Source organism: Nocardia sp. MH4 (assembly GCF_019266065.1).
In the GTDB taxonomy this organism is placed as follows: Bacteria; Actinomycetota; Actinomycetes; order Mycobacteriales; family Mycobacteriaceae; genus Nocardia; species Nocardia canadensis.
Genome location: NZ_LPNR01000118.1, coordinates 33,601 through 55,309, shown reverse-complemented (window position 1 = coordinate 55,309; position 21,709 = coordinate 33,601). Strand labels below are relative to the sequence as shown.

10 protein-coding genes are annotated in these 21,709 nt (G+C 71.8%); 2 read left to right on the top strand and 8 right to left on the bottom strand.

Annotated elements, in window-relative coordinates; translation table 11 throughout:
- Positions 1-35: 35 nt before the first annotated feature.
- Positions 36-320: a GNAT family N-acetyltransferase gene (locus ATM97_RS26590; RefSeq protein ID WP_218720929.1), complete on the top strand. Its 285-nt coding sequence runs from the start codon at positions 36-38 to the stop codon at positions 318-320.
- Here the strand turns inward: ATM97_RS26590 and ATM97_RS26585 are convergent.
- From ATM97_RS26585 to ATM97_RS26560, 6 genes are all read right to left on the bottom strand, one after another.
- Positions 317-13,957 carry a non-ribosomal peptide synthetase gene (locus tag ATM97_RS26585; RefSeq protein WP_218720928.1) on the bottom strand — a complete coding sequence of 4,547 codons (13,641 nt, stop codon included), beginning with the start codon at positions 13,955-13,957 and terminating at the stop codon, positions 317-319. The genes ATM97_RS26590 and ATM97_RS26585 overlap by 4 nt on opposite strands.
- The gene (locus ATM97_RS26580) at positions 13,954-14,667 is read right to left on the bottom strand and encodes a DUF6875 domain-containing protein (protein WP_255588469.1); all 714 of its coding nucleotides are present in this window, start codon (positions 14,665-14,667) and stop codon (positions 13,954-13,956) included. Before ATM97_RS26580 ends, ATM97_RS26585 begins: the two co-directional genes overlap by 4 nt.
- 474 nt (positions 14,668-15,141) lie before the next feature.
- On the bottom strand, positions 15,142-16,299 hold the full coding sequence (locus ATM97_RS26575; RefSeq protein ID WP_218720927.1) for an acyl-CoA dehydrogenase: 1,158 nt from the start codon (positions 16,297-16,299) through the stop codon (positions 15,142-15,144).
- Between the two features lie 165 nt (positions 16,300-16,464).
- On the bottom strand, positions 16,465-17,124 hold the full coding sequence (locus ATM97_RS26570; RefSeq protein WP_218720926.1) for a TetR family transcriptional regulator: 660 nt from the start codon (positions 17,122-17,124) through the stop codon (positions 16,465-16,467).
- A gap of 43 nt (positions 17,125-17,167) precedes the next feature.
- Positions 17,168-17,674, bottom strand: coding sequence for a 5-(carboxyamino)imidazole ribonucleotide mutase (gene purE / locus ATM97_RS26565; RefSeq protein ID WP_308248629.1), 507 nt, complete (start codon positions 17,672-17,674; stop codon positions 17,168-17,170).
- Between the two features lie 189 nt (positions 17,675-17,863).
- The gene (locus ATM97_RS26560) at positions 17,864-19,090 is read right to left on the bottom strand and encodes a 5-(carboxyamino)imidazole ribonucleotide synthase (RefSeq protein ID WP_218720925.1); all 1,227 of its coding nucleotides are present in this window, start codon (positions 19,088-19,090) and stop codon (positions 17,864-17,866) included.
- Between the two features lie 39 nt (positions 19,091-19,129).
- On the opposite strand from ATM97_RS26560, the gene ATM97_RS26555 reads away from it, so the two are divergent.
- The gene (locus ATM97_RS26555) at positions 19,130-19,678 is read left to right on the top strand and encodes a GtrA family protein (protein WP_218720924.1); all 549 of its coding nucleotides are present in this window, start codon (positions 19,130-19,132) and stop codon (positions 19,676-19,678) included.
- A gap of 1 nt (position 19,679) precedes the next feature.
- Here ATM97_RS26555 and ATM97_RS26550 read toward each other — a convergent pair whose 3' ends face one another.
- Both ATM97_RS26550 and ATM97_RS26545 read right to left on the bottom strand, forming a co-directional pair.
- Positions 19,680-20,987, bottom strand: coding sequence for a HAMP domain-containing sensor histidine kinase (locus ATM97_RS26550; RefSeq protein WP_218720923.1), 1,308 nt, complete (start codon positions 20,985-20,987; stop codon positions 19,680-19,682).
- Between the two features lie 8 nt (positions 20,988-20,995).
- Entirely contained in the window at positions 20,996-21,697 is a 702-nt protein-coding gene (locus tag ATM97_RS26545) for a response regulator transcription factor (protein ID WP_218720922.1), read from the bottom strand.
- Positions 21,698-21,709 lie beyond the last annotated feature (12 nt).

Below are 21,709 nucleotides of genomic sequence, written 5' to 3'. Positions count from 1 at the left end.
GAACAACCCGTCCCGGCACCGGGTTAGCATCCGGTATGACCACCAGGCTCGAGCACAACGTCGCCGATACCCGCTACGAGATCTATCACGACGACGTCCTCGCGGGATACGCCGACTACGCCGAACGGGACGACCCCAAGGTCCGCGATTTCCACCACACCATGACCTTCCCGGAGTACCGGGGCCGCGGCGTGGCCGCCGACGTGGTGAAGTTCGGCCTCGACGATTCCCGCGCCGCCGGCTACCAGGTCATCCCCACCTGCTGGTACGTGGAGAAGTACATCGCCGAGCACCGCGAGTACGCCGACCTGGTCGCCTAGCGCCGCAGGTAGCCCGCCAGGATCGGGCCGATCACGGCGAGCGCCTCGGGGCCGGTGAGCCGGTTGTGCTCGTGCCCGGTCTGATGGTCGATGATCTCGCCGCTGATGTAGGGGCGCCAGGTGTCGGCGTTGGGCGCGTAGCCGGGACGGGCGCTGGTGCTGCTGAAGAACAGCAGGTCGCCGTCGAACACGCCCGGCGCGTAGCCGGCGGCTTCGCGGACGATCTGCTGGTAGTCGGCGTAGAGCCGGCGCAGGTCTGCCGCGCTGATGGTGTCGAGGAGTCCGGCGGCCGGGTTGCCGGGGCCGGCGCCGACCTCGTTGTCGGCGCCGGGCAGCGGTGCGGCAGTACCCCGATACCCCGCGGAATCGGCCGACGACGCTGTCGGCGCGATTCGATCGACGGCGTCGGCGGCAGCGCCGGCGCGTAGTAGTCGGGCGGCCTGTTCGGCCTGGTCGCCGCCGCCGAGCCGGGCCGGATCGAGGCCGCCGAACTCGGCGAGTAGGGCCTGCATCGGCGGCATGTCCGCGGCGCTGGCCGGGTCGACGTCGGCCCGACCGTCCAGGATGATCAGCGCGTCGACCTGGGCGCCCCGGCGCTGGAGTTCCACCGCGAGCGCGTGGGCGATCGGGCCGCCCGCGGAGTAGCCGAGCAGCCGGTACGGTCCGTCGGGCTGGGTCGCCTGGATCTCGTCGGCGTAGTGCGCGACCCGCTCGCGCAGCGGCCGGTCGGGTCGTTCGGCCGCGATCCCGGGTGATTGCAGGCCGTAGACCGGATAGCCGGGGTCGAGCTGAGCGGACAGCCCCGCGTAGCACCAGGCGACGCCGATCGCCGGATGCACGCAGAACAGGGCCGGGCCGGTGCCGCCGGAACGCAGCGGCAGCAGCGTCCGCAGGGCCGGATCGACGGGGGTGTCCCCGGACACGGCGATCCGCTCGGCGAGCGCGCCCGGCGACGGGTCGCCGAACATCCACTGCACCGGCATCGGGAAGTCGAGCAGCTCGCGCACCTGCGCGACCAACCGGATGGCGACCATGGAGGTGCCGCCCAGCTCGAAGAAGTTGTCGTCCAGGCCGACCCGGTCGACATCGAGCACCGTCTCGAACGCGGTGACCACGGCGTGCTCGGTCGGCGTCACCGGCGGCCGGTACGGCAGGTCGACGCGGTGCGCGGGCGCGGGCGCGAGCGCGTGCACGACGGTGCCGGGTGGCGCGGTGACATCGAGCGCGCCGACCAGCAGGCCGGGATCGGCGGTGACCGCGTCGAGCACGTCGACGAAGCGATGCGCGATGGTCGCCGCGGTCGATTCCTCGAACAGGTCGCGGGCGAAGGTCAGGGTGCCCGACATGCCCGCGGGCGCGCCGTCGGGACCGAACTCCTCGGCCAGCATCCACTCCAGGTCGAATTTCGCGCCGACCGGCGGCATCTCGATCGGCCGGACGTGCAGATCGGGCAGATCGAACGACTCCCGATCGAAGTTCTGGAAGACCAGCAGCACCTGGAACAGCGGGTGGTGCGCGGTGGACCTGGTGGGGGCCAGCACTTCCACGAGCTGTTCGAAGGGGACATCGGCATTGCCGAAGGCGTCCAGGTCGCCGTCCTTGGTCGCGGCGAGCAGCGCCTCGAAGGTGTCCGCGGACCGCACCCGGCTGCGCAGGACCAGGGTGTTGACGAACATGCCGATGAGATCGTCGAGTTCACCGGCGCCACGGCCCGCGATGACCGAACCGATCGCCACCTCCTCGGTCCCGGACAGCCGCGCCAGCAGGACCGCCAGCGCCGCGTGCGCCACCATGAACACGCTGACGCCGTGCCAGCGGGCCAGTTCGCGCAGCCGGATCTGGACGGTCGCGTCGATCTCGAATTCGACCAGTCCCGCCCGGTGGGTGAGGATCGCCGGGCGCGGATGGTCGCTGGGCAGCGCCGAGACCTCGGGCAGTCCCGCGAGGCGGTCGCGCCAGTACGCCAGCTGCTGATACGCCACGCTGCCGGGATCGTCCGCGTCGCCGAGCACTTCGTGCTGCCACAGCGCGTAGTCGGGGTACTGCAGCGGCAGCGGCGCCCACGCCGGGGCGGTGCCCGCGCGGCGCGCCGCGTAGGCGATCGCGACGTCGCGGGTCAGCGGTGCCAGCGACCAGCCGTCGGAAGCGATGTGGTGCATGGTGACCGCCAGGACCGACCGCTGCGCGGCGATCCGGAACAGGCCAACCCGCACCGGCACTTCGGTGGTGAGGTCGAAGCCCCGGGCGATCTCACCCGCCACCGCCGCCCGGATACCGTCCGGCTCGATCGCCGACACCCGCACCGGCACCCGGGCGTCGGCGCGCACATCCTGGTACGGGTCACCGTCGGCGGCGACGGGGTATACGGTGCGCAGCGATTCATGCCGGGCCGCGACGTCGGCGACCGCGGCGCGCAACACCACCGGGTCGATCTCGCCGTCCACCTCGACGGCGATCGGCACGTTCTGGGCGGGCGAATCCGGGTCGTAGCGGTTGAGGAACCACATCCGCCGCTGCGCGGCCGAGAGCGGAATCCGGTCGGAGCGCGGCCGTGGGCCCGGACGCGGGCCCGGCGGGCGCGCGTCGGCGCGGATAGCGGCGGCCAGCTCGGCGACGGTCGGCGCGTCGAAGACGGTGCGCACCGGAACGCGGGTATCGAGGGCCGCGCCGAGCCGGGCCGCGATCCTGGTCGCGATCAGCGAGTTGCCGCCGAGGGCGAAGAAGTCGTCGTCCAGGCCGACCTTCGGCACGCCGAGCAGGTCGGCGAAGGTGTCGGCCACCGCCCGCTCGGCCGCGGTGACCGGAGCCCGGAACCGGCCGGATCTGAGGTCGGGAGCGGGCAACGCGCGCCGGTCGAGCTTGCCGTTGGCGGTGCGCGGCAGCGCGTCGAGGACGACGAAGGCCGAGGGCACCATGTACGACGGAAGATGCAGCGCCAGCGCCGCTTTCACCGCGTCGACGTCGAGCGTTCCCGGCTGTTCGGGCACCGGGTAGGCCACGAGCAGTTCGCCGACGGCGGGGTCGGTGTACACGGCGACGGCGGCCTGCCGCACCGCCGGGTCCGCGATGAGCGCCGATTCGATCTCACCCAGTTCGATGCGCAGGCCGCGCAGTTTCACCTGGAGGTCGCCACGGCCGCGGTAGTCCAGCGCGCCGGCGCGGCGGCGCACGAGATCACCGGTGCGATACATCCGTTCGCCCGGGCCGCCGAACGGGTCGGCGACGAAACGAGCGGCGGTGAGATCGGCGCGGCCCTGGTAGCCGCGGGCGAGCGCGGGCCCGGCCAGATACAGCTCGCCGGTGACGCCATCGGGCACCGGGTGCAGCCGCTCGTCGAGCACCAGCGCGGCCAGGCCCGGAATCGGTGTGCCGATGGTGATCTCGCCGCCGGGCAGCAGCGGGCCCGCGCCGGTTGCCCAGATGGTGGCCTCGGTCGGCCCGTAGTCGTTGAAATGCACCCGCCCCGGCGCCGCCCACCGCTGCACCAGCTCCGGCGGGCACGGTTCGCCGCCGGTGACGATGGCCCGCAGGTGCTCGTAGTCGACGGTGTCCACCGAGCTCAGCGCCGAGGGGGTGAGCGCGATATGGGTGACCCGTTCCCCGGCGAGCAGCTCGCCGAGCTCGGCCCCGCCGTACGCGGTCGGCCCCGCGACCACCAGGGCGGCGCCCGCGCCCGTGGCCAGCAGCAGTTCCAGCACGGCGGCGTCGAAACCCGGCGAGGCCACGTGCAGTACGCGCGAGTCGCTGGTGATACTCATCCGTTCCCGCTGCGCGGCGACCAGATTCGCCAGCCCGGCGTGGGTGACCACGACGCCCTTCGGCCTGCCGGTCGATCCGGAGGTGAAGATGAGGTAGGCGGCGTGCGCCGGTCGCGGGGGTGCCAGGCGTTCGGCGGGGTCGATCGGCGCGGCCGACACGGTGAGGTCCCCCGCGACCTGGTCGTCCAGGAACAGCCACCGCAACGCGGGGATCGCGTCCGCGCCCGGCACCACCGATCCGGGAGCCCTGCCCGCTGCCGTCCGAGCGTCGAGCCACGGATCGACGGCGGTGGCGTCGCGGGTGGTGATGCCGAGGTGGGCGCCGGAGTCGGTGACGATCTGGGCGATGCGGTCGGCGGGATAGGCGGGGTCGACCGGGACGAAGGGCGCGCCGGTCTTGGCGACGGCCCAGACGGCGGTGACCGAGGCGGCGCTGCGGCGGACGGCGATGACCACGGGGGTCTCGGGACCCGCGCCGCAGCGGATCAGGGTGCGGGCCAAGCGGTTCGAGCGCTCGTCCAGGTCACGGTAGGTGAGGTGGGTCGGCCCGTCGATGACGGCGACACCGTCCGGGTTCGTGGTGACGGCGGCGGCGAGCAGATCGGGCAGGACGGCGGGGGCGACGACGGCAGGCAGTGCGGCACCGGGCAGGATCGTGCGCTCGCGGGCATCGAGCAGGCCGATATCGCCCACCGGCACGGCGGGATTCGCGACGACGGCGCGCAGGATGCGCAGCCAGCGGTCGGCGAAGCGGGCGGCGGTGCTCGGGTCGAACAGGTCGGTCGCGTAGCCCAGGCGGACCGCCAATCCCTCGGCGCCGTCGTCACCGACGGTGACGCTGAGATCGAAGCGCAGGCTCTGCTGGTCCAGTTCGAGTGCCTCGACGCCCAGACCGGGTAGCGCGAACTCGGCGCGGCCCAGGTTCTGGAAGATCAACATGGCCTGGATCAGCGGATGGCGGGCCGCCGAGCGGGTGGGTTCGAGCAGGTCGACGAGGTTCTCGAAGGGGACGTCGGCGTGGGCGAAGGCATCGAGGTCGGTACGGCGGACCCGGTCGAGCAGGTCGGTGAACGGCAGCGCGGCGGGCACCTCGGTGCGCAGCACCACCGTATTGACGAACATGCCTACCACTTCGTCGAGTTCGGCCACCCCGCGACCCGCGACGGGCGTGCCCAACGCGATGTCGGTGGTGCCCCCGAGGCGGGCGAACAGCACCGCCAGGGCGCTGTGCAGGACCATGAACAGCGAGCACCGGCGGGCGGCGGCGAGACGTTCCAGCCCGGCTCGCAGCTCCGGATCCACGGTGCGGGCGACGGTGCCCGCGCGCAGGGACGCGACCGGTGGGCGGGGACGATCGGCGGGCAGTTCCAGCCGGTCCGGGAGTCCCGCCAAGGTGTCGGTCCAATAGGCCAGCTGCCGCGCCGACAGCGCCTCGGGATCGTCGGGGCTGCCGAGCCGATCACGCTGCCACAGGGTGTAGTCCGCGAACTGCACCGCCGGCGCCCGCCACGCGGGAGACGACCCGGCGGCGCGGGCGGCGTAGGCGGTCATCACGTCGCGCGCGAGCGGCCCCATCGAGGAGCCGTCGGCGCTGATGTGGTGCACCACCACGGCCAGCACGTGTTCCTGGGGACCGACGCGGAACAGCCGCAGCCGCAAGGGAACCGCGGCGGCGACATCGAAACCCTCGGTGACACAGGCGAGGACGGCGGCCGCCAGGCGGGTGGGGTCGATGTCGGTGACCTCGATCCGGTCGGCGAGGTCGTCCGGCGCCACGACCACCTGGTAGCCGATGCCATCGTGGCCGGGGTACACGGTGCGCAGCGCCTCGTGCCGCTCGACCACGTCGAGCAGGGCCGCCCGCAGCGCGGCGAGGTCGAGCCGTCCGGTCAGCCGCAGCACCACCGGGATGTTGTAGGCGCCGGAGGCCGGGTCGTACTGGTTGACGAACCACATCCGCCGCTGCGCGGGCGCGAGCGGGATCCGGTCGGGGCGTGGCCCCGTGCTCGGCCCGCCGAGTACCCCGGCGGGCAGCGCGGCCGCACCGCCCAGCCGGGCCGCGAGCCCGTGCACGGTCGGCGCCTCGAACAGCAGCCGCAGCGGGACCTGTACGCCCAGCTCCGCGCCGAGGCGGGCGGCGACGCGCGTCGCGGACAGCGAGTCGCCGCCGAGGGCGAAGAAGTCGTCGTCGGCGCCGACCTCCGGGTGGTCGAGGACGGCGGCGTAGGCCTGCGCGACCAGCCGCTCGGCGCCGACCGGGGCGACGTACGGCGCGCTGGTGTGCTGGGGTTCCGGGAGCGCGCGCAGGTCGACCTTGCCGTTGCCGGTGACCGGCAGCGCGTCCAGGAGCGTGACCGTTGCGGGCACCAGGTGCCGGGGCAGCCGCCGTACCAGGAACTCGCGCAGCGCCGTCGGGCTCGGCTCGGCCCCGGCGACCGGCGCGACATACGAGGCCAGCGTCTGGTCACCGGTCGGCCCGGGACGCGGGACCGTCACGGCGAGCGCGACGCCGGGCGCGGCCAGCAGCGCGGCGTCCACTTCGCCCGGCTCTACCCGGATGCCGTGCAACTGCACCTGGGAGTCGTTGCGGCCCACATAGTTCAGCCCGGTGGACGAGGTCCGGCGCACCAAGTCGCCGGTGCGATACATCCGCTCGCCGGGGGTACCGAACGGGTTGGCGACGAAGCGCTCCGCGGTGCGCGCGGCGGCGCCGGTATAGCCGCGGGCCAGGCCCGGACCGATCAGGTACAGCTCGCCGACCGCGCCTCGCGGCACCGGCCGCAGCCAGCTGTCGAGCACCGCGAGGCCGCACCCGGGGAGCGGGGTGCCGAGGTCGCCCGCGTCGTCCGGGGTCAGCGGCGCGCTCAGGGTCACCGCCACCGTCGACTCGGCGGGGCCGTAGGAGTTCAGCATCGTCCGGCCCGTGCCCAGGCGCGCGACGAGTTCGGGCGGGCAGGGCTCGCCGCCGGTCACGATCGCGCGGACCCCGGCGACGGCCGCGGTGGGCAGCGTGGTGAGGACGGCGGGCGGTGCGATCAGGTGGGTCACCCGATGATCGGTGATCACGCGGGCGAGCTCGTCGCCCGCCGTGGCCGTCGACGTGGCGACGACGAGTGTGGCGCCGGCGTGACAGCAGCTCAGCCACACCAGGATCGAGGCGTCGAAGGCGGGATTCATACACAGCAGGAAGCGGTCGCGTGGGCCGGGACGCAGCCGCGCGGCGACGCCGGCGACGAGCCCGCTGAGTCCCGCGTGGGTGACCGCGACGCCCTTGGGTGTGCCCGTCGAGCCGGAGGTGTAGATCAGGTAGGCGGGGTGCCCGGCATGCAGCGGGCGGGTCCGGTCGGCGTCGGTCACCGGGTCGGCCGGGCGTGCGGCCACACGGGTGGCGACCGGGTCGTCGTCGAGCACCAGCCAGGACACTGTGTCCGGCAATGTCTTCCGGTGCGCGGCGACGGTGATGCCGAGCCGGGCGCCGCTGCCGTGGGCGACGGCGGCGATCCGGTCGACCGGGTGGTCGACGTCGACGGGCACGAACGCCGCACCCGACTTGGCGACCGCCCAAACGGCCACCAACCACTCCGGTGACCGAGGCATTGCGACCAGCACCGCGCCCTCGGGCCCGGCACCGTCGGCGATCAGGGTGCGCGCCAAGCGATTCGACTGCTCGTCGAGCGCGGCGTACCCGAGCTCGACCACCGCCGCCCTCGCGCCGAGTTCTAGCCCCGGCACCGGCCCTGACTCCGGTCCCTGCACCGGCACCTGCTCCGGCTCCAACCCTGGCACCGGCACCGGCACTTGCACCGGCCCCAGCCCCCGCTCCAGCACCTGCTCCGGCTCCGGCTCCGGCTCGGCAGTCGCACCGCCGGCGGATTCGCGCCCGGAAATATCGTCCGGCTCGAGCTCGTCGGACGCGCCGACTTTCACGGGCCCAGGTCCGCCCGCTTGAATCGCCTGCGCGACAGACGATCCGATGACGGCGGTCTGCCCTGCGGACACTCCGGCGGCCAGCAGTTCCGGCAGCAGCTGGATCGGCTGTGGCCGGGTGCGCAGGACCTCGGCGCCCGCGAGGCCGCGCACGGCGGCGACCGGGGTGGCCGGGTCGGCGAGGCAGGTGAGGATGCGGGACAGGCGATCCGCGAGCGCGGTGGCCTCGGCGTCGTCGAAGTACCGGTCCGAGCAGGTGAGGGAGAGGCGCAGGCCGGCCCGGTCGTGGGCGGCCAGGCACAGCGGGTAGTGGGTGCCGTCGCGGCCGTGGAAGTCGGTGACGCGCAAACGCGCCTGCGCCGAGGCCGCGCGCAGGGCCTCGGCGTCCATCGGGTAGGACTCGAAGACCATGCCGGTGTCGAACAGCGGGCCGAGCCCGGCCGCGGACTGGATCTCGGCGAGTCCCACGATGTGCCGGTCGAGGAGTGCGCCCTGCTCGCGCTGGACGCGCGCCAGCAGCGCGCCGACCGGCTCGTCCGGGCGCAGGCCGACCCGCACCGGAATCGTGTTCACCAGCATGCCGACGATCCGATCGGCACCGGGCAGCTCGGGTGGGCGACCGGACACGGTGGCCCCGAACACCACGTCGGTGTGCCCGGTCAGTTCCGCCAGCAGCACCGCCCAGGCCGTCTGCACCACCGTGTTCGGGGTGATACCCGCCGCGCGGTGCCGGGCGAGCGCGGCGGCGTCCGCCGACAGCGGCACCTCCCGGCGCAGGTCGGCCGGTTCGGTGCCGTGCGTCCGTGGGGCGCGCGCCGCGGTGACGAGGGTCGGGCCTGCGAGTCCGGCGAGCGCGTCCGACCACGCGGCCCGCGCGGCGACCCGGTCCTGACGGTCCAGCCACTCCAGATAGCGCTGGTAAGGCACCGGTTCGTCCAGGGGCGCGGTGCCGTCGTAGAGAGCGAGCAGATCACCCAGCAGCAGCGGCATCGACCAGCCGTCGAGGACGAGGTGGTGGTTGGTGACGATCAGGCGCATGTCGTCGGGTCCGCAGCGCAGGCACAGGAACCGCAGCAGCGGTGGCTGTTCGGGATCGAAGGGACGGGCGAGTTCGGCCGCAGCGAGCGCCGCGCGGTCGGCCGGGTCGGCGTCGAGTACCCGCCACGGCACGTCGACCTCGTCGAGCACCACCTGCACCACCCCGTTCGCCGTGGTGACGAACGCGGTGCGCAGCGCGGCGTGCCGATGCACGAGGGCCGTGGCCGCGCACCGGAGCCGCTCCAGGTCCACCGGGCCCGCCAGCGCGAACTCCGATTGCACGACGTACTTGTCGGTGTGTCCGGCGGCCAGCCGGGTGTGGAACAGCAGGCCCTGCTGCAACGGCGACAACGGCCAGACGTCCGCGATGCCGTCGTAGCGGCGCCGCCACCGGTCGAGCTCACCGCCGGTGACCCGCACCAGCGGCAGATCCGACGGTGTCAGTCCGCCCGCGCCCGGCGCGACCACGGCTCGGGCGATCGCAGCCAGCGCCGACACCCAATGGCGGGCGATCCGCTCCACCGTCTCGCGGGCGATGACCTCGGCGGGGAACCGCCAGACCGCCCGCACCACAAGATCTTCCGTGCTGTTCAGGGTCGCCGCGTCGATCGAGAGCACCGTGGACGCGGGCAGTTCGCCGTCACCGGCCCCGCCGAGCTGATCGGCCACATCGACCGGGAGCCAAGGTATTTCGGTGTCGGCACCGGAGATCTGGCCCAGATAGTTGAACCCGATCTGCGGACTCCCCGCCGCTCGCAGACTGTCGGCACCGGCGGGCCACAGATGCCGCAGCAGGCCGAACCCGAACCCGCCACGCGGCACCGCACGCGACTGCTCCTTCACGGCGGCCACCCAGGCCAGCGGTTCGGTATCGGCGCCGAGGTCGAGCGCGATCGGGAACTGACTGGTGAACCAGCCGACCGTGCGCGACAGATCCGCCCCGGGCACGACGGTCTCGTCGCGGCCGTGCCGTTCCAGCATGAGCAGCGCCGGACCTGGCTCGCCACGGTGCTCGCGCACGGCCGCGACCAGGGCGGCCAGCAGGGCTTCCTCCAGACCGCAGCGCAGCGCCGTCGGCAGGTGCTCGACCAGCGGGGCGACGGTCGCGGTCGGGATCACGATCTCGATGCGGTCGAGTCGCGCGCCGACGTCGCGGGCCGGGTCGAGGGCGCGCTCGCCCAGGCGCGGTTCGGGAGTGTCGAGGACGGCGCGCCAGTAGTCCAGCTGGTCGGTCCATTCCGCGGCGTCGGCCAGGCAGTCGAGTGCCTGCGCCCAGGTTCGCACGGAGGTGCCGACCGGCGGCAGCTGCACCGGAGCGCCCACCTCGACCGCGGTCCACGCGGCGACCAGATCGGCGATCAGGATGCGCCAGGACACCGCGTCGACGGCCAGGTGGTGTACGGCCAGGACCAACCGCCCACCGGGACCGCCCGGATCGAGCCACCCGGCGGCGAGCACACCGCCCCCGGTGGGGTCGAGCCGATCCACTGCCGCCGCCGTGGCCGCCGCGATGTCCGCGCGGGCGATCCGGGCGCGCGGGCGGTGGTCGACGAGGGTGGACACGTCGATCGTGCGGGGCGAGGCGACCTCGAGCCGATCGCCGTCGACGACGCGAACACGCAGCATGTCGTGCCGGTCGACGACGGCTTGCAGCGTGCGCACCAGCCGGGCACGATCGATGTCCGCGGGCAGCGCCAGCACCATGGTCTGGGCGAACCGCTGCCAGCCCGGCCGGGTCAGCAGCCAGTCCACGATCGGCGTCCGCCGCACCGAACCCACACCGCCACCGGGCAATTCACGCAGCACCGTGCGCTCCCCCGGCACCGCCACGACGGCGGCCAGCTCGGCCGGGGTCGGATGCTCGAACACATCGCGCGCCGAGAAGACCAGATCGGCGGCGCGGCCCCGCGACACCAGCTGGATCGACAGGATCGAGTCCCCACCGAGCGCGAAGAACGACGCCCGCGCCCCCACCTCGGGGACCCCGAGCACCTCGGCGAACAGCGCGCACAGCGCCCGCTCCGGTCCCGCCGCGGCCGGTGCCGAAGGCGCCACCGCGGGTTCGGGCAGCGCGCGCCGGTCGACCTTGCCGTTGCCGGTCAGCGGCAGCGAGGTGAGCACCGTGACCGAACTCGGCACCAGGTGTCCGGGCAGCCGGTGCAGGCAGAACTCGCGCAGCGCCGCGCCGTCGAGCTCCGTCGTCCCGTGCACCGGAACCACATACGACGCGAGCATGTCCCGCCCCGAGGCACCGGCCCGCACCACCGTCACCGCGAAGTCGACTCCGGGGCAGGTCGCCAGCACGGCGTCGATCTCCCCCGGTTCCACCCGCATCCCGCGCAGCTTCACCTGGAAATCGGTGCGGCCCAGATAGTCCAGGACGAAGGTGCCGTCGACGGCACGCCACCGGACCAGGTCACCGGAGCGGTACATGCGGGCACCCGGCGCGCCGAACGGATCGGCCACCATCCGCTGGGCGGTCACGCCCGCACGACCGGCGTAGCCCCGCGCCAGCCCCGGGCCCGCGATGAACAGCTCGCCGGGCGTCCCGGCGGGCACCGGGCGCAGCAGGTGATCGAGGACATGCAGCGTGACACCCGGCACGGGTGACCCGATACCCGTGGGCCGATCGGGCGCCAGCGGCGCGGTGAAGGTCGCCGCCACCGTGGTTTCCGACGGTCCGTAGGAATTGATCAGCGCGCGGCCGGTGCCGAAACGCGCCACCACCTCGGGTGGGCATGTCTCCCCGCCGGTGGACACCGCGCGCACGCCGTCGAGCGCGTCGGGCGGCAGCGACGACAGCACGGCGGGCGTGGAGCACAGGTGCGTGATCGCCGCCTCGTGGATCGCGGCAGCCAGTTCGGCGCCCGCGGCCGCGTCGGTGATCACCAGGGTCGCCCCCACGGTGAAGGCGACCAGCAGCTCGAGCAGGGACGCGTCGAAACTCGGGTTGAGACAGTGCAATACACGGGAGTCACGGTCCGCGCCGTAGGCGTCGCGGACGGCATCGGCCAGTCCGGCGATGCCCGCATGGGTGACCACGACGCCCTTGGGCGTACCGGTGGAGCCCGAAGTGAACACGATGTAGGCGGGGTTGTCGATGCGGGCCCGGGGCAACGGCTCGGTGCACGGGTAGTCCTCGCCGAGCTCGTCGACGGCGATCCAGGTCACCGTGTCGGGCAGGTCCGCGCGCCGGTCCGACGTCGTAACACCCAGCCGTGCACCGCATTCCGCCGCCATGACCGCCAGGCGCGGCGCCGGATTCTGCACGCCGACCGGCACATACGCCGCACCCGAACGCGCCACGCCCCAGAACGCCACCACCGACTCCACCGAGCGCGGCAGCGCGACCAGGACGGCCGCCTCCGGACCCGCACCGGCCGCGACCAGTCGATGGGCCAACCGGGCCGAAAGCCGATCCAGCGCACCGTAATCGAGAACGCAATCGCCGGCGACCACCGCCGTCGCCGCCGGACCCGCCGTGATCATCCCCTCGTCGAGCACATCCCCGAGCAGCCGGGGCGCGGGGGCGGGGGCACCGCGCAACCCGGCGCGCAGCGGCCGCTCGTCGGGCAGGAAGTAGTCGAGCGCGCGCACCTCGGTGGCCGGATCGGCGTCGATGATCGCGGCGAACAGCGCGAGGAACCGATCGTGGTGGCGGGCCAGGGTTTCGGCGTCGTAGAGATCGGGGTTGGCGGTGAAGTCCACGTGGACGGGGCTGTTCGCGCCGTGCTGGTAGAAGTTGACGAACAGGTCCTCGATCGGGCCCGAGGTCAGCACGTGCAGGCTCGTCTCGACGTCGGTGAAGTCGACCTCGGTCGGGAACAGCATGATGTTCACGACCGGGCCGACGAACCCGCGTCCGCCCTCGGCGCCCCCGTCATGTTGGCGGATCTCCTCGTGCCGGAACTGCTGATGCCGCAGTGCGCCCGAGACCTCGACCCGGATGACCTCGACCAGCTCGGCGACGGTGCTGTGCGCGCGGACCGGCACCCGCAGCGGCACCACATTGGCGAGCATGCCGCCGGAACGGCGCAGCATGGCGGTGGTGCGGCCGGACACCGGCAGGCTCAGTACGACGTCCTCGGTGCCGGTGGCCTGCGCGTAGTAGACGGCGAGCGCGGTCATCACCAGCCCGGCCGTGCCGACGCCGTAGCGGGCGGCCGCCGCGTCCAGGCGCGCCTTCGCCGCGGGCGAGAGTTCGGCGCGGTGCTGGCGGCCGAGGGCGTGGGCGGGCGCGGGGGCGTCGACCAGACTGCACCGACGCGGCATCTCGGCGATCCGCTGCTCCCAGTACGCGGCGTCGGCGGCGCAGCGGGTGCTGTCGAGATAGCGCAGCTGCGCCTCGTGCACCGCGCGCAGGCCCGCCGCGACGCTGGGCTTCGGCGGCTGCCCGGCCAGGGCCGCGTTGTAGAGCTCGGCGACCCGGTACAGCGCCGACGCCGACGCGAAACCGTCGATGACGATGTGGTGGGCGCGCGAATACCACAGCACCCGCTGCGGTGCGACGCGGAGCAGGGCCGACATGACCAGCCGGTCGCCGAGCAGATCGATCGGCGCCGCGACATCGGCGCGCATCCACCGGATCGCCTCGGCCTCGGGATCGGTGGCGTCGCTGAAGTCCAGGACGGCCATCGTCAGATCGATCCGCCGGTCGACGATCTGACGCGGGCCCTCGTCGGTGTCGACCAGCCGCAACAGCCCGGACTCGAACTCCCGGCTCACCTGCTGCGATACCGCGATCAGGAGGTCGACGTCGAGGGGGCCGCGCATGTCGATGTACTGCGCCTCGTACAGCGGCACCGCCGGGTCGAGCTGCTGGGCGTACCACATGCCCAACTGGGCGGGCGAGAGCGGAAACTCCTCGACCGCTGCCGGATCCGGCGCCGGCGCGGTGGACAGTTCGCGGGTCATCGCCCGGCGCTCCCCGCACTGATCCCGTGCAGTTCCTCGTCGTAGTACGCGGGTACCTCGGTACTCGCGTTCGCGATGAGCCTGCCCACCACGACCCGGCGCACATGCGCGGGTAGGCCGGGCGCGAACTTCTTGACGTAGGCCGACATCCACTCCGGCCGCGCGATCAGGAACGGGAAGTCGGTGGCCATCATCGTGCGCACCACCAGCATCGGAATCGGCGAGTCGAGCGGGTGGTACTCCCGGTTCCACAGTCCCGGCTGGGTGCAGCCGGGGTAGAACTGCCCGAGCATGAGACCGCGTTCGACGAATTCCGATTTGAGCTGGTCGTGCAGGTCGTCGATGAGGGTGTAGTCGTGCAGCTCGGGCATCGCGGTCACCAGGCAGCGCAGCACGGCGGCGCCACCGACGTCCGGCGGCAGCTTCGGGAACAGTTCCAGCGCGTCGGACAACACCAGCCGCACGTAGGCGGGCCACGGTCGCGCGCCCGCGACCCGGCCGACCCAGATCAGGTCGCGTCGCATCGCCGGGCCGACGTACGGGCAGACCGGACCGTCGCGCCCGATCTCGCCGAGCGGCTGGGTCAGATGGTCGCGTGCCCAGGCGCGGACCCCGTCCAGGGTGGCCTGCGTGAAACGCGAGCTCTCCGTGGCAGTCGACAGGGGGTACCAGCTCATTCCCGAGCGGGATCCGAAAATTACCTCGGTCATGATTCACCTCGCCATATCACGAGGTCGAGCATTCTCCGAAGCATCGCCGTGCACGCGAGTAGCGGGCCACTCGAATATTCGAGGCAGCCCGGCCCATTGACGACTCCAGCGCTATGCACCATGTTGCCGACTCCTGCTATAGAAGGACAAAGGGCCAGCTCAAAGCCCTTTTCTACTCAGGAGGATTCGACATCGGCCACATTCGACGACCCCGACGGCTCAGTTGGATCCCACCTGTCTTGGTATATTGCACGGAGGCGGCGAAACGATTCGCGCCCAGGGCACGAATAAATAACCCTCTGGTGTCGAGAAAATTTCTCGGTCGCTTCTCCTGTTAATAAACAGCCACAATTCGATCATCAATCGCCCCCTACGCGGCGACTATCGAGATAACGCCGCGGGATCGCCCGCGAAACAGCCGTGGCCCCCGGCGAGTTCGCCGGGGGCCACGGATTCGCGCTTGTCGCGCCGCGATCAGCGCAGGATCTGGCGCGACATCACCAGACGCTGGATCTGGTTGGTGCCCTCGTAGATCTGGGTGATCTTGGCGTCGCGCATCATGCGCTCGACCGGGAAGTCGGTGGTGTAGCCGGCGCCGCCGAAGAGCTGGACGGCGTTGGTGGTGACCTCCATGGCCACGTCGGAGGCGAAGCACTTGGCGGCGGCGGAGATGAAGCCGAGGTTCTTCTCGCCACGCTCGGCGCGGGCCGCGGAGGTGTAGACCATGAGGCGGGCCGCCTCGACCTTCATCGCCATGTCGGCCAGCATGAACTGGGTGTTCTGGAAGTCGGCGATGGCCTTGCCGAACTGCTTGCGATCCTTGGTGTAGGCGATCGCGGCGTCCAGGGCGCCCTGGGCCAGGCCGACGGCCTGCGCGCCGATGGTCGGGCGGGTGTGGTCGAGGGTCTGCAGCGCGGTCTTGAAGCCGGTGCCGGGCTCGCCGACGATGCGGTCGCCGGGGACGCGGCAGTTCTCGAAGTACAGCTCGGCGGTGGGCGAGCCCTTGATGCCCAGCTTGTGCTCGAGCGGGCCGACGACGAAGCCCTCGTCGTCCTTGTGGACCATGAACGAGGAGATGCCGTTGGCGCCCTTCTCGGCGTCGGTCACGGCCATCACGGTGTACCACTCGGACTTGCCACCGTTGGTGATCCAGCACTTGGAGCCGTTGATGATCCAGTCGTCGCCGTCGGCCTTGGCGCGGGTGCGCATGGAGGCGGCGTCGGAGCCTGCCTCACGCTCGGACAGCGCGTAGGAGGCCATCTTGCCGTTCACCAGGTCGCCGAGGACCTTCTGCTTCAGCTCCTCGGAGCCGTTGAGGATCAGGCCCATGGTGCCGAGCTTGTTGACGGCGGGGATCAGCGAGGACGAGCCGCAGACGCGGGCGACTTCCTCGATCACGATACAGGTGGCGACCGAGTCGGCGCCCTGGCCGCCGTAGGCCTCGGGCACGTGCACGGCATTGAAGCCGGCGGCGTTGAGGGCGGTCAGCGCCTCCTCGGGGAAGCGGGCGTTGCCGTCGACGTCCTTGGCGTACGGAGCGATCTCCCTCTCGGCGAGGCCACGGATGGCGCCACGGAGCTCATCGTGGAAGTCCTCGAGCTGGAACAGGTTGAAATCCGGGTTTCCCGCCATCGGGCACTCTCCTGGTCGTGGTGGTGATCGCTGCGGTCAACAGCGCGTCCTACATCGGCACCCAGTGCCAATTCGGCTCGATTATACGCCCGGCACTCTACCCCTACATGGGGATATGCCAGTGGCACTCAGTGTCACCGATCCTTCGCGCCGCCGAAGCGGCGCTCACAGGTTACCGAGCTGGGCGGTGATCAGGTCGGCGACCTTGCGCGGCGGCATGTCCCGGGGGAAGACCGCGAGGACCAGCTCCTCGCGCGGGGTCGGCGCCGGCCTGCCGCGCGGGATCAGGGCCAGTTCGGTGCGCAGATCGGCGACGGCGGCCGCGGACTCGCCGCGCACCATCCGGCGCAGCAGATAGTTGTGCGTCGCGGTCACCGCGGCGGTGAACTGGACCCGGACCAGGTCCGGCTCGTCGGGCAGTTGCTCGCGCAGGAAATCGGTGAACAGGCGCTCGTACCGGAACACCGTCACGATCTCGCGCTCGCGCAGCGCGGGCACCCGCCGCACCACCTGATACCGGCGCGCGGCGATGTCACGCCACTGGGTGAACCGCTCGAACACCCCGATCACGGCCTCACACACCGCATCCCACGGATCACCCGTGGCCCGCCGCAACGAGTCCTCGGCCAGGGCCAGCTGGAACTCGTGATCGGCGAAGATCACGTCCTCCTTGGACCGGAACTGCCGGAAGAAGGTCCGCCGCGAGATCCCCGCCGCCACCGCGATCTCGTCCACCGTCGTCGCCTCGTACCCCCGCTCGGCGAACAACCGCAACGCCTGATCCACCACCGTGAGCCGGAACTGCGCCGCATCGTCGTGTGCCACCCGACCACCGTAGTCACCGGCCACGACGGGTCCCGACCGGGATCTAGCCCAGGAGCTTGGTGCGCAGGGCCTCGTCCTTGTCCAGGACCATCTGCTCGAGGCCGGCCTGGAACTGCTCCATGCGGGTGCGCAGGGCGGGGTCGTGGGCGGCCAGGATGCGTACGGCCAGCAGGCCGGCGTTGCGGGCGCCGCCGATGGAGACGGTGGCGACCGGGACACCCGCGGGCATCTGGACGATCGACAGCAGCGAGTCCATGCCGTCGAGGTACTTCAACGGGACCGGCACGCCGATCACCGGCAGCGCGGTGGCCGAGGCGACCATGCCCGGCAGGTGGGCGGCCCCGCCCGCGCCGGCGATGATCACCTGCAGACCACGGCCCGCGGCGTCGCGCGCGTAGTCGAGCATGCGCTGCGGGGTGCGGTGCGCGGAGACCACGCCGACCTCGAAACGGATGCCGAACTCGGCCAGCGCCTCGGCGGCGGCCTCCATCGTCGGCCAGTCGGAATCGCTGCCCATGATCAGGCCGACCTGGGGACCGATGTTGCTCACGTGCGCTCCTGTGTTGTCGGCGGCTGGCGCCGCGGTTTTCGGCCTCGTGACCTCGCCTCCGAGGGGCGATACTTCGCCTTCGGCGTTACGTCTCGCCCCTCGGAGGCGAGGCGGCCGAGAACGTAGGGATCACGAATGCCGTTGGGGTGGTTCGGGTTCGGCGTGTGGTCGCGGATGCCGTGGAGTGTTTCAGGATTCGGCGTGGGGGTCCCAGCCGTCGGTCCAGACCGCGTGCGACATCCAGTGGGCGGCGCGTTCGGCTTTCTCGCGGACCTCGTCGACATTCTCGCCGAGAATGTTGACGTGGCCGATCTTGCGGTCGGGGCGTTCGCCCTTGCCGTAGAGGTGGACCTTGGCCTCGGGCAGACGGGCGAACAGGTGGTGCAGGCGCTCGTCCATCGACATCTCGGGCGCCGCGGGGGCGCCGAGGATGTTGGCCATCACCGTCACCGGGGCGAGCGGGGTGGTGTCGCCGAGCGGGTAGTCCAGCACCGCGCGCAAATGCTGCTCGAACTGGCCGGTGCAGGCGCCGTCCATGCCCCAGTGACCGGAGTTGTGCGGGCGCATGGCGAGCTCGTTGACCAGGATCTCGCCGTCGTGGGTCTCGAACAGCTCGACCGCCATCACCCCGACCACACCCAGCCCGGCGGCCAGCTCCAGCGCCATCGTCTCGGCCCTGGCGGCCGTCTCCTCGGCCAGCTCCGGCGCGGGCGCGATGACCACCGCGCACTGCCCGTTGCGCTGCACGGTCTCCACCACCGGCCAGGTCGCCGCCTGACCGAACGGCGAACGCGCGACCATCGCCGACAGCTCGCGCTTGAGGTCGACCTTCGCCTCGGCGAGCAGCTGCACGCCGTGCGCGAGCTGGTCGGTGACCAGCCGCTCGGCCTCGGCGGCGTCGGCGGGCATCCACACGCCGCGGCCGTCGTAGCCGCCGCGCACGGCCTTGAGGACGAAGGGCCAGCCGTGCTCGTCACCGAAGGCGATCGCGTCGGCGGGCGCGGTGACCTCCACGAACGCGGGCACCGGCAGGCCGAGCGCGGACAGCTTGGTCCGCATGGCGAGCTTGTCCTGCGCGAAGATCAGCGCCTGCGGCGGCGGGGCCACATTGACGCCCTCGGCGACCAGGATCTCGAGGTGTGCCGTCGGCACGTGCTCGTGATCGAAGGTCAGCGCGTGCGACCCGACCGCGGCCTTGCGCAGGGCGGACAGATCGTCGTGGCTGCCGAGGACGACATCGGGGGTCACCTGCGCGGCGGGGTCCTCGGGGCGCTCCGCGAGCACCCGCAGACGCTGGCCGAGGGCGACCGCGGCCTGGTGCGTCATGCGCGCGAGCTGGCCACCACCGACCATCGTGACGGTGGGCATGGCAGACGGATCGAACGAACGTGCACTCACGTCGTGCAATGTTGTCATGTCGAATGCGAATCTTTGCTACCGGTACACTCGGAACTCGTGTCAATCGTCGACGACGTGGTCAGCGTCCTTCCCCCGCGCCTGCGCGAGCTAGCGTTCCGGCATAAAGAGCTGATCAAGTTCGCCATCGTCGGTGCCACGACGTTCGTGATCGACAGCGGCCTGTTCTACCTCCTGAAATGGACGGTGCTGGCCGACAAACCGGTCACCGCCAAGATCATTTCCGGGGTCGTCGCGGTGATCGCGTCCTACATTCTCAACCGGGAATGGTCGTTCAAGAATCGCGGCGGCCGAGAGAAACATCACGAGGCGTTGCTGTTCTTCGGTGTCAGCGGCATCGGCGTCATCCTGAGCAACATTCCACTGTGGATCTCGAGCTACGTCCTCGATCTGCGCCAGCCCGATGTGAGCTTCCTGGTCGAGAACATCGCCGACTTCGTCAGCGCGTTCATCATCGGCAACCTGCTGCAGATGGCGTTCCGGTTCTGGGCGATGCGCCGCTGGGTGTTCCCGGACGAGATGAACGAGATCGTCGCCGAGCTCGAGGAACTCATCGAAGAGGAACAGGAACCGCTCGGCCGGAGCTGAGTCAGCGCGGCTCGGTGAGGGTCGCGTTCGGCGACCGGTTGACCTTCGAGCCGAGGAACACCGCGAACAGCGCGGGACGGCGACGCTGCAGCTCCAGCCTGCCACCGTCGGCCTCCACCAGCGCACGCGCCAGGGCCAGGCCGACACCGGTCGAACCACCGGCCGAGAAACCCCGATCGAAGATGTGCGGCGCGAGCTCGTCGCGCACGCCCTCGCCCTCGTCGGCCACCTCCACACAGATCAGCGGATCGCGCGAACTCATCGTCGGCACCGTGCGCACCGACACCGTGCAGGTGCCGCCGCCGTGCATCAGGGCGTTGTCGACCAGCACCGCGACGGCCTCGCGCAGCCGGGAACCGGTGATCGGGGCACGCAGCGACTCGTCACCGATCAGCCGCAGTTCGCGCCCCTCCTCGGTGAACGGGTGCGCCCATTCGGCCATGACACCGCGCAGCTCGGCCATCACCGGGACCGGATCGCGGTCGGCGGCGTCCTCGTCGCGCGAGGCCCGCACCAGGTCGTCGATGGCGTCGGTGAGCCGGTCGACCTGCGCCATCGCCTCCTCGGCCTCGTGCACCACCTCGGGGTCGGCGTGGGTGGACAGCTCGTCCAGGCGCAGGCGCACGGCGGTCAGCCGGCTGCGCAGCTGATGGGAGACGTCGGCGACCAGCGCGTGTTCGCGTTGCAGCCTGCCCGCGATCTCGACCGTCGCCGAATCGAGCACGTCGGAGACGCGGTCCAGTTCGGCGATGCCGTGCCTGCGCGGGTCGGGCCGGAAGTCGCCCATGGCCAGGCGGGCGGCGCGGGCGGCCACGTCCCGCAGCGGGTCGGCGACCCGGCGCGCGGTCACCACCGCGACGGAGAACGCGGCACCGAGCGAGGCGAGCACGGCCAGCGCGACCGCGGCCACCGCCTGCTCCTGCCGGGCGTGCATGGGCCCGGCGGGCACCTCGAGCCGCAGCGAACCGGAGGTGCCCATGGACAGCGATTCGACGAGGGGATCGTCGACGTGGTCGACGCCGATGTCGGTGCGCGCGGCGTTGTCGTGCGGCGCCGGATAGACGATCGTCAGCTTGCCGCCCTCGGGCACCAGCGCCCGCATCGCGCGCACATCCAGACCGTCGTGCACGGTGCCGTCGCCGCGCTCCTGGGCGATCACCTCGGCGGCGACGCGTTCCAGGCGGCTCTGCAGATCGTTGCGGGTGATGTCCTCGACCCACAGCCACGCGGTGTAGATCAGCGGTACGCCGAGCACCACCGTGGTGATGGTCAGCACGGTCAGGATCGAGCGCAGGATGCGGCGGCGCACTGCCCTGATCAGCCTCGGCCCTGGCTCGACGGCCCGTCGGTGTTGAGCCGGAAACCGACCCCGCGCACCGTGACGATGCGCCGCTCCGCCATCGGCCCCTCGTCGCCGATCTTGCGGCGCAACCAGGACATGTGCATGTCCAGGGTCTTGGAACCGCGCAGGTCCGCGTCGCCCCAGACCTCGCGCAGGATGGTCTCGCGCGGCACCACCTGACCGGCCCGGTCGATGAGCACCTTGAGCAGTTCGTACTCCTTGTTGGCCAGGTTCACCTCGGCGCCGTTGACCAGCACCCGGCGCGCGGCCGGTTCGAGCCGGATCCCGCCGACCTCCACCGCGTCGTCGCCGATGCCGCTGCGCCGCAGCAGCGCGCGCACCCGGGCCAGCAGCTCGGCCAGCCGGAACGGCTTGCCGACGTAGTCGTCGGCGCCCGCGTCCAGCCCGACGACGAAGTCGACCTCGTCGGTGCGGGCGGTGAGCATCAGCACCGCCAGATCGGCGCCGCTGGCCCTGACCTGCCTGCACACCTCCAGCCCGTCCATGCCGGGCAGGCCGAGATCGAGGATCAGCAGATCGTGGTCGCCCTCGAGCGCGCGGCGCAGCACCGCGGGACCGAACCGTTCGACGGTGACGGTGTAGCCCTCGCGGCCGAGAGCGCGCGACAGCGGCGCGGCGATCGCCTCGTCGTCTTCGGCGAGCAGTACGGCGGTCATGTGCTCAGATTA

Excerpts from the sequence above, each read along its gene's own strand:
- ATM97_RS26575 (WP_218720927.1), bottom strand. The coding sequence starts at position 16,299 with ATGGCGGGAAACCCGGATTTCAACCTGTTCCAGCTCGAGGACTTCCAC.
- ATM97_RS26545 (WP_218720922.1), bottom strand. The coding sequence starts at position 21,697 with ATGACCGCCGTACTGCTCGCCGAAGACGACGAGGCGATCGCCGCGCCG.
- ATM97_RS26585 (WP_218720928.1), bottom strand. The coding sequence starts at position 13,957 with ATGACCCGCGAACTGTCCACCGCGCCGGCGCCGGATCCGGCAGCGGTC.
- ATM97_RS26560 (WP_218720925.1), bottom strand. The coding sequence starts at position 19,090 with ATGACAACATTGCACGACGTGAGTGCACGTTCGTTCGATCCGTCTGCC.
- ATM97_RS26590 (WP_218720929.1), top strand. The coding sequence starts at position 36 with ATGACCACCAGGCTCGAGCACAACGTCGCCGATACCCGCTACGAGATC.
- ATM97_RS26580 (WP_255588469.1), bottom strand. The coding sequence starts at position 14,667 with ATGACCGAGGTAATTTTCGGATCCCGCTCGGGAATGAGCTGGTACCCC.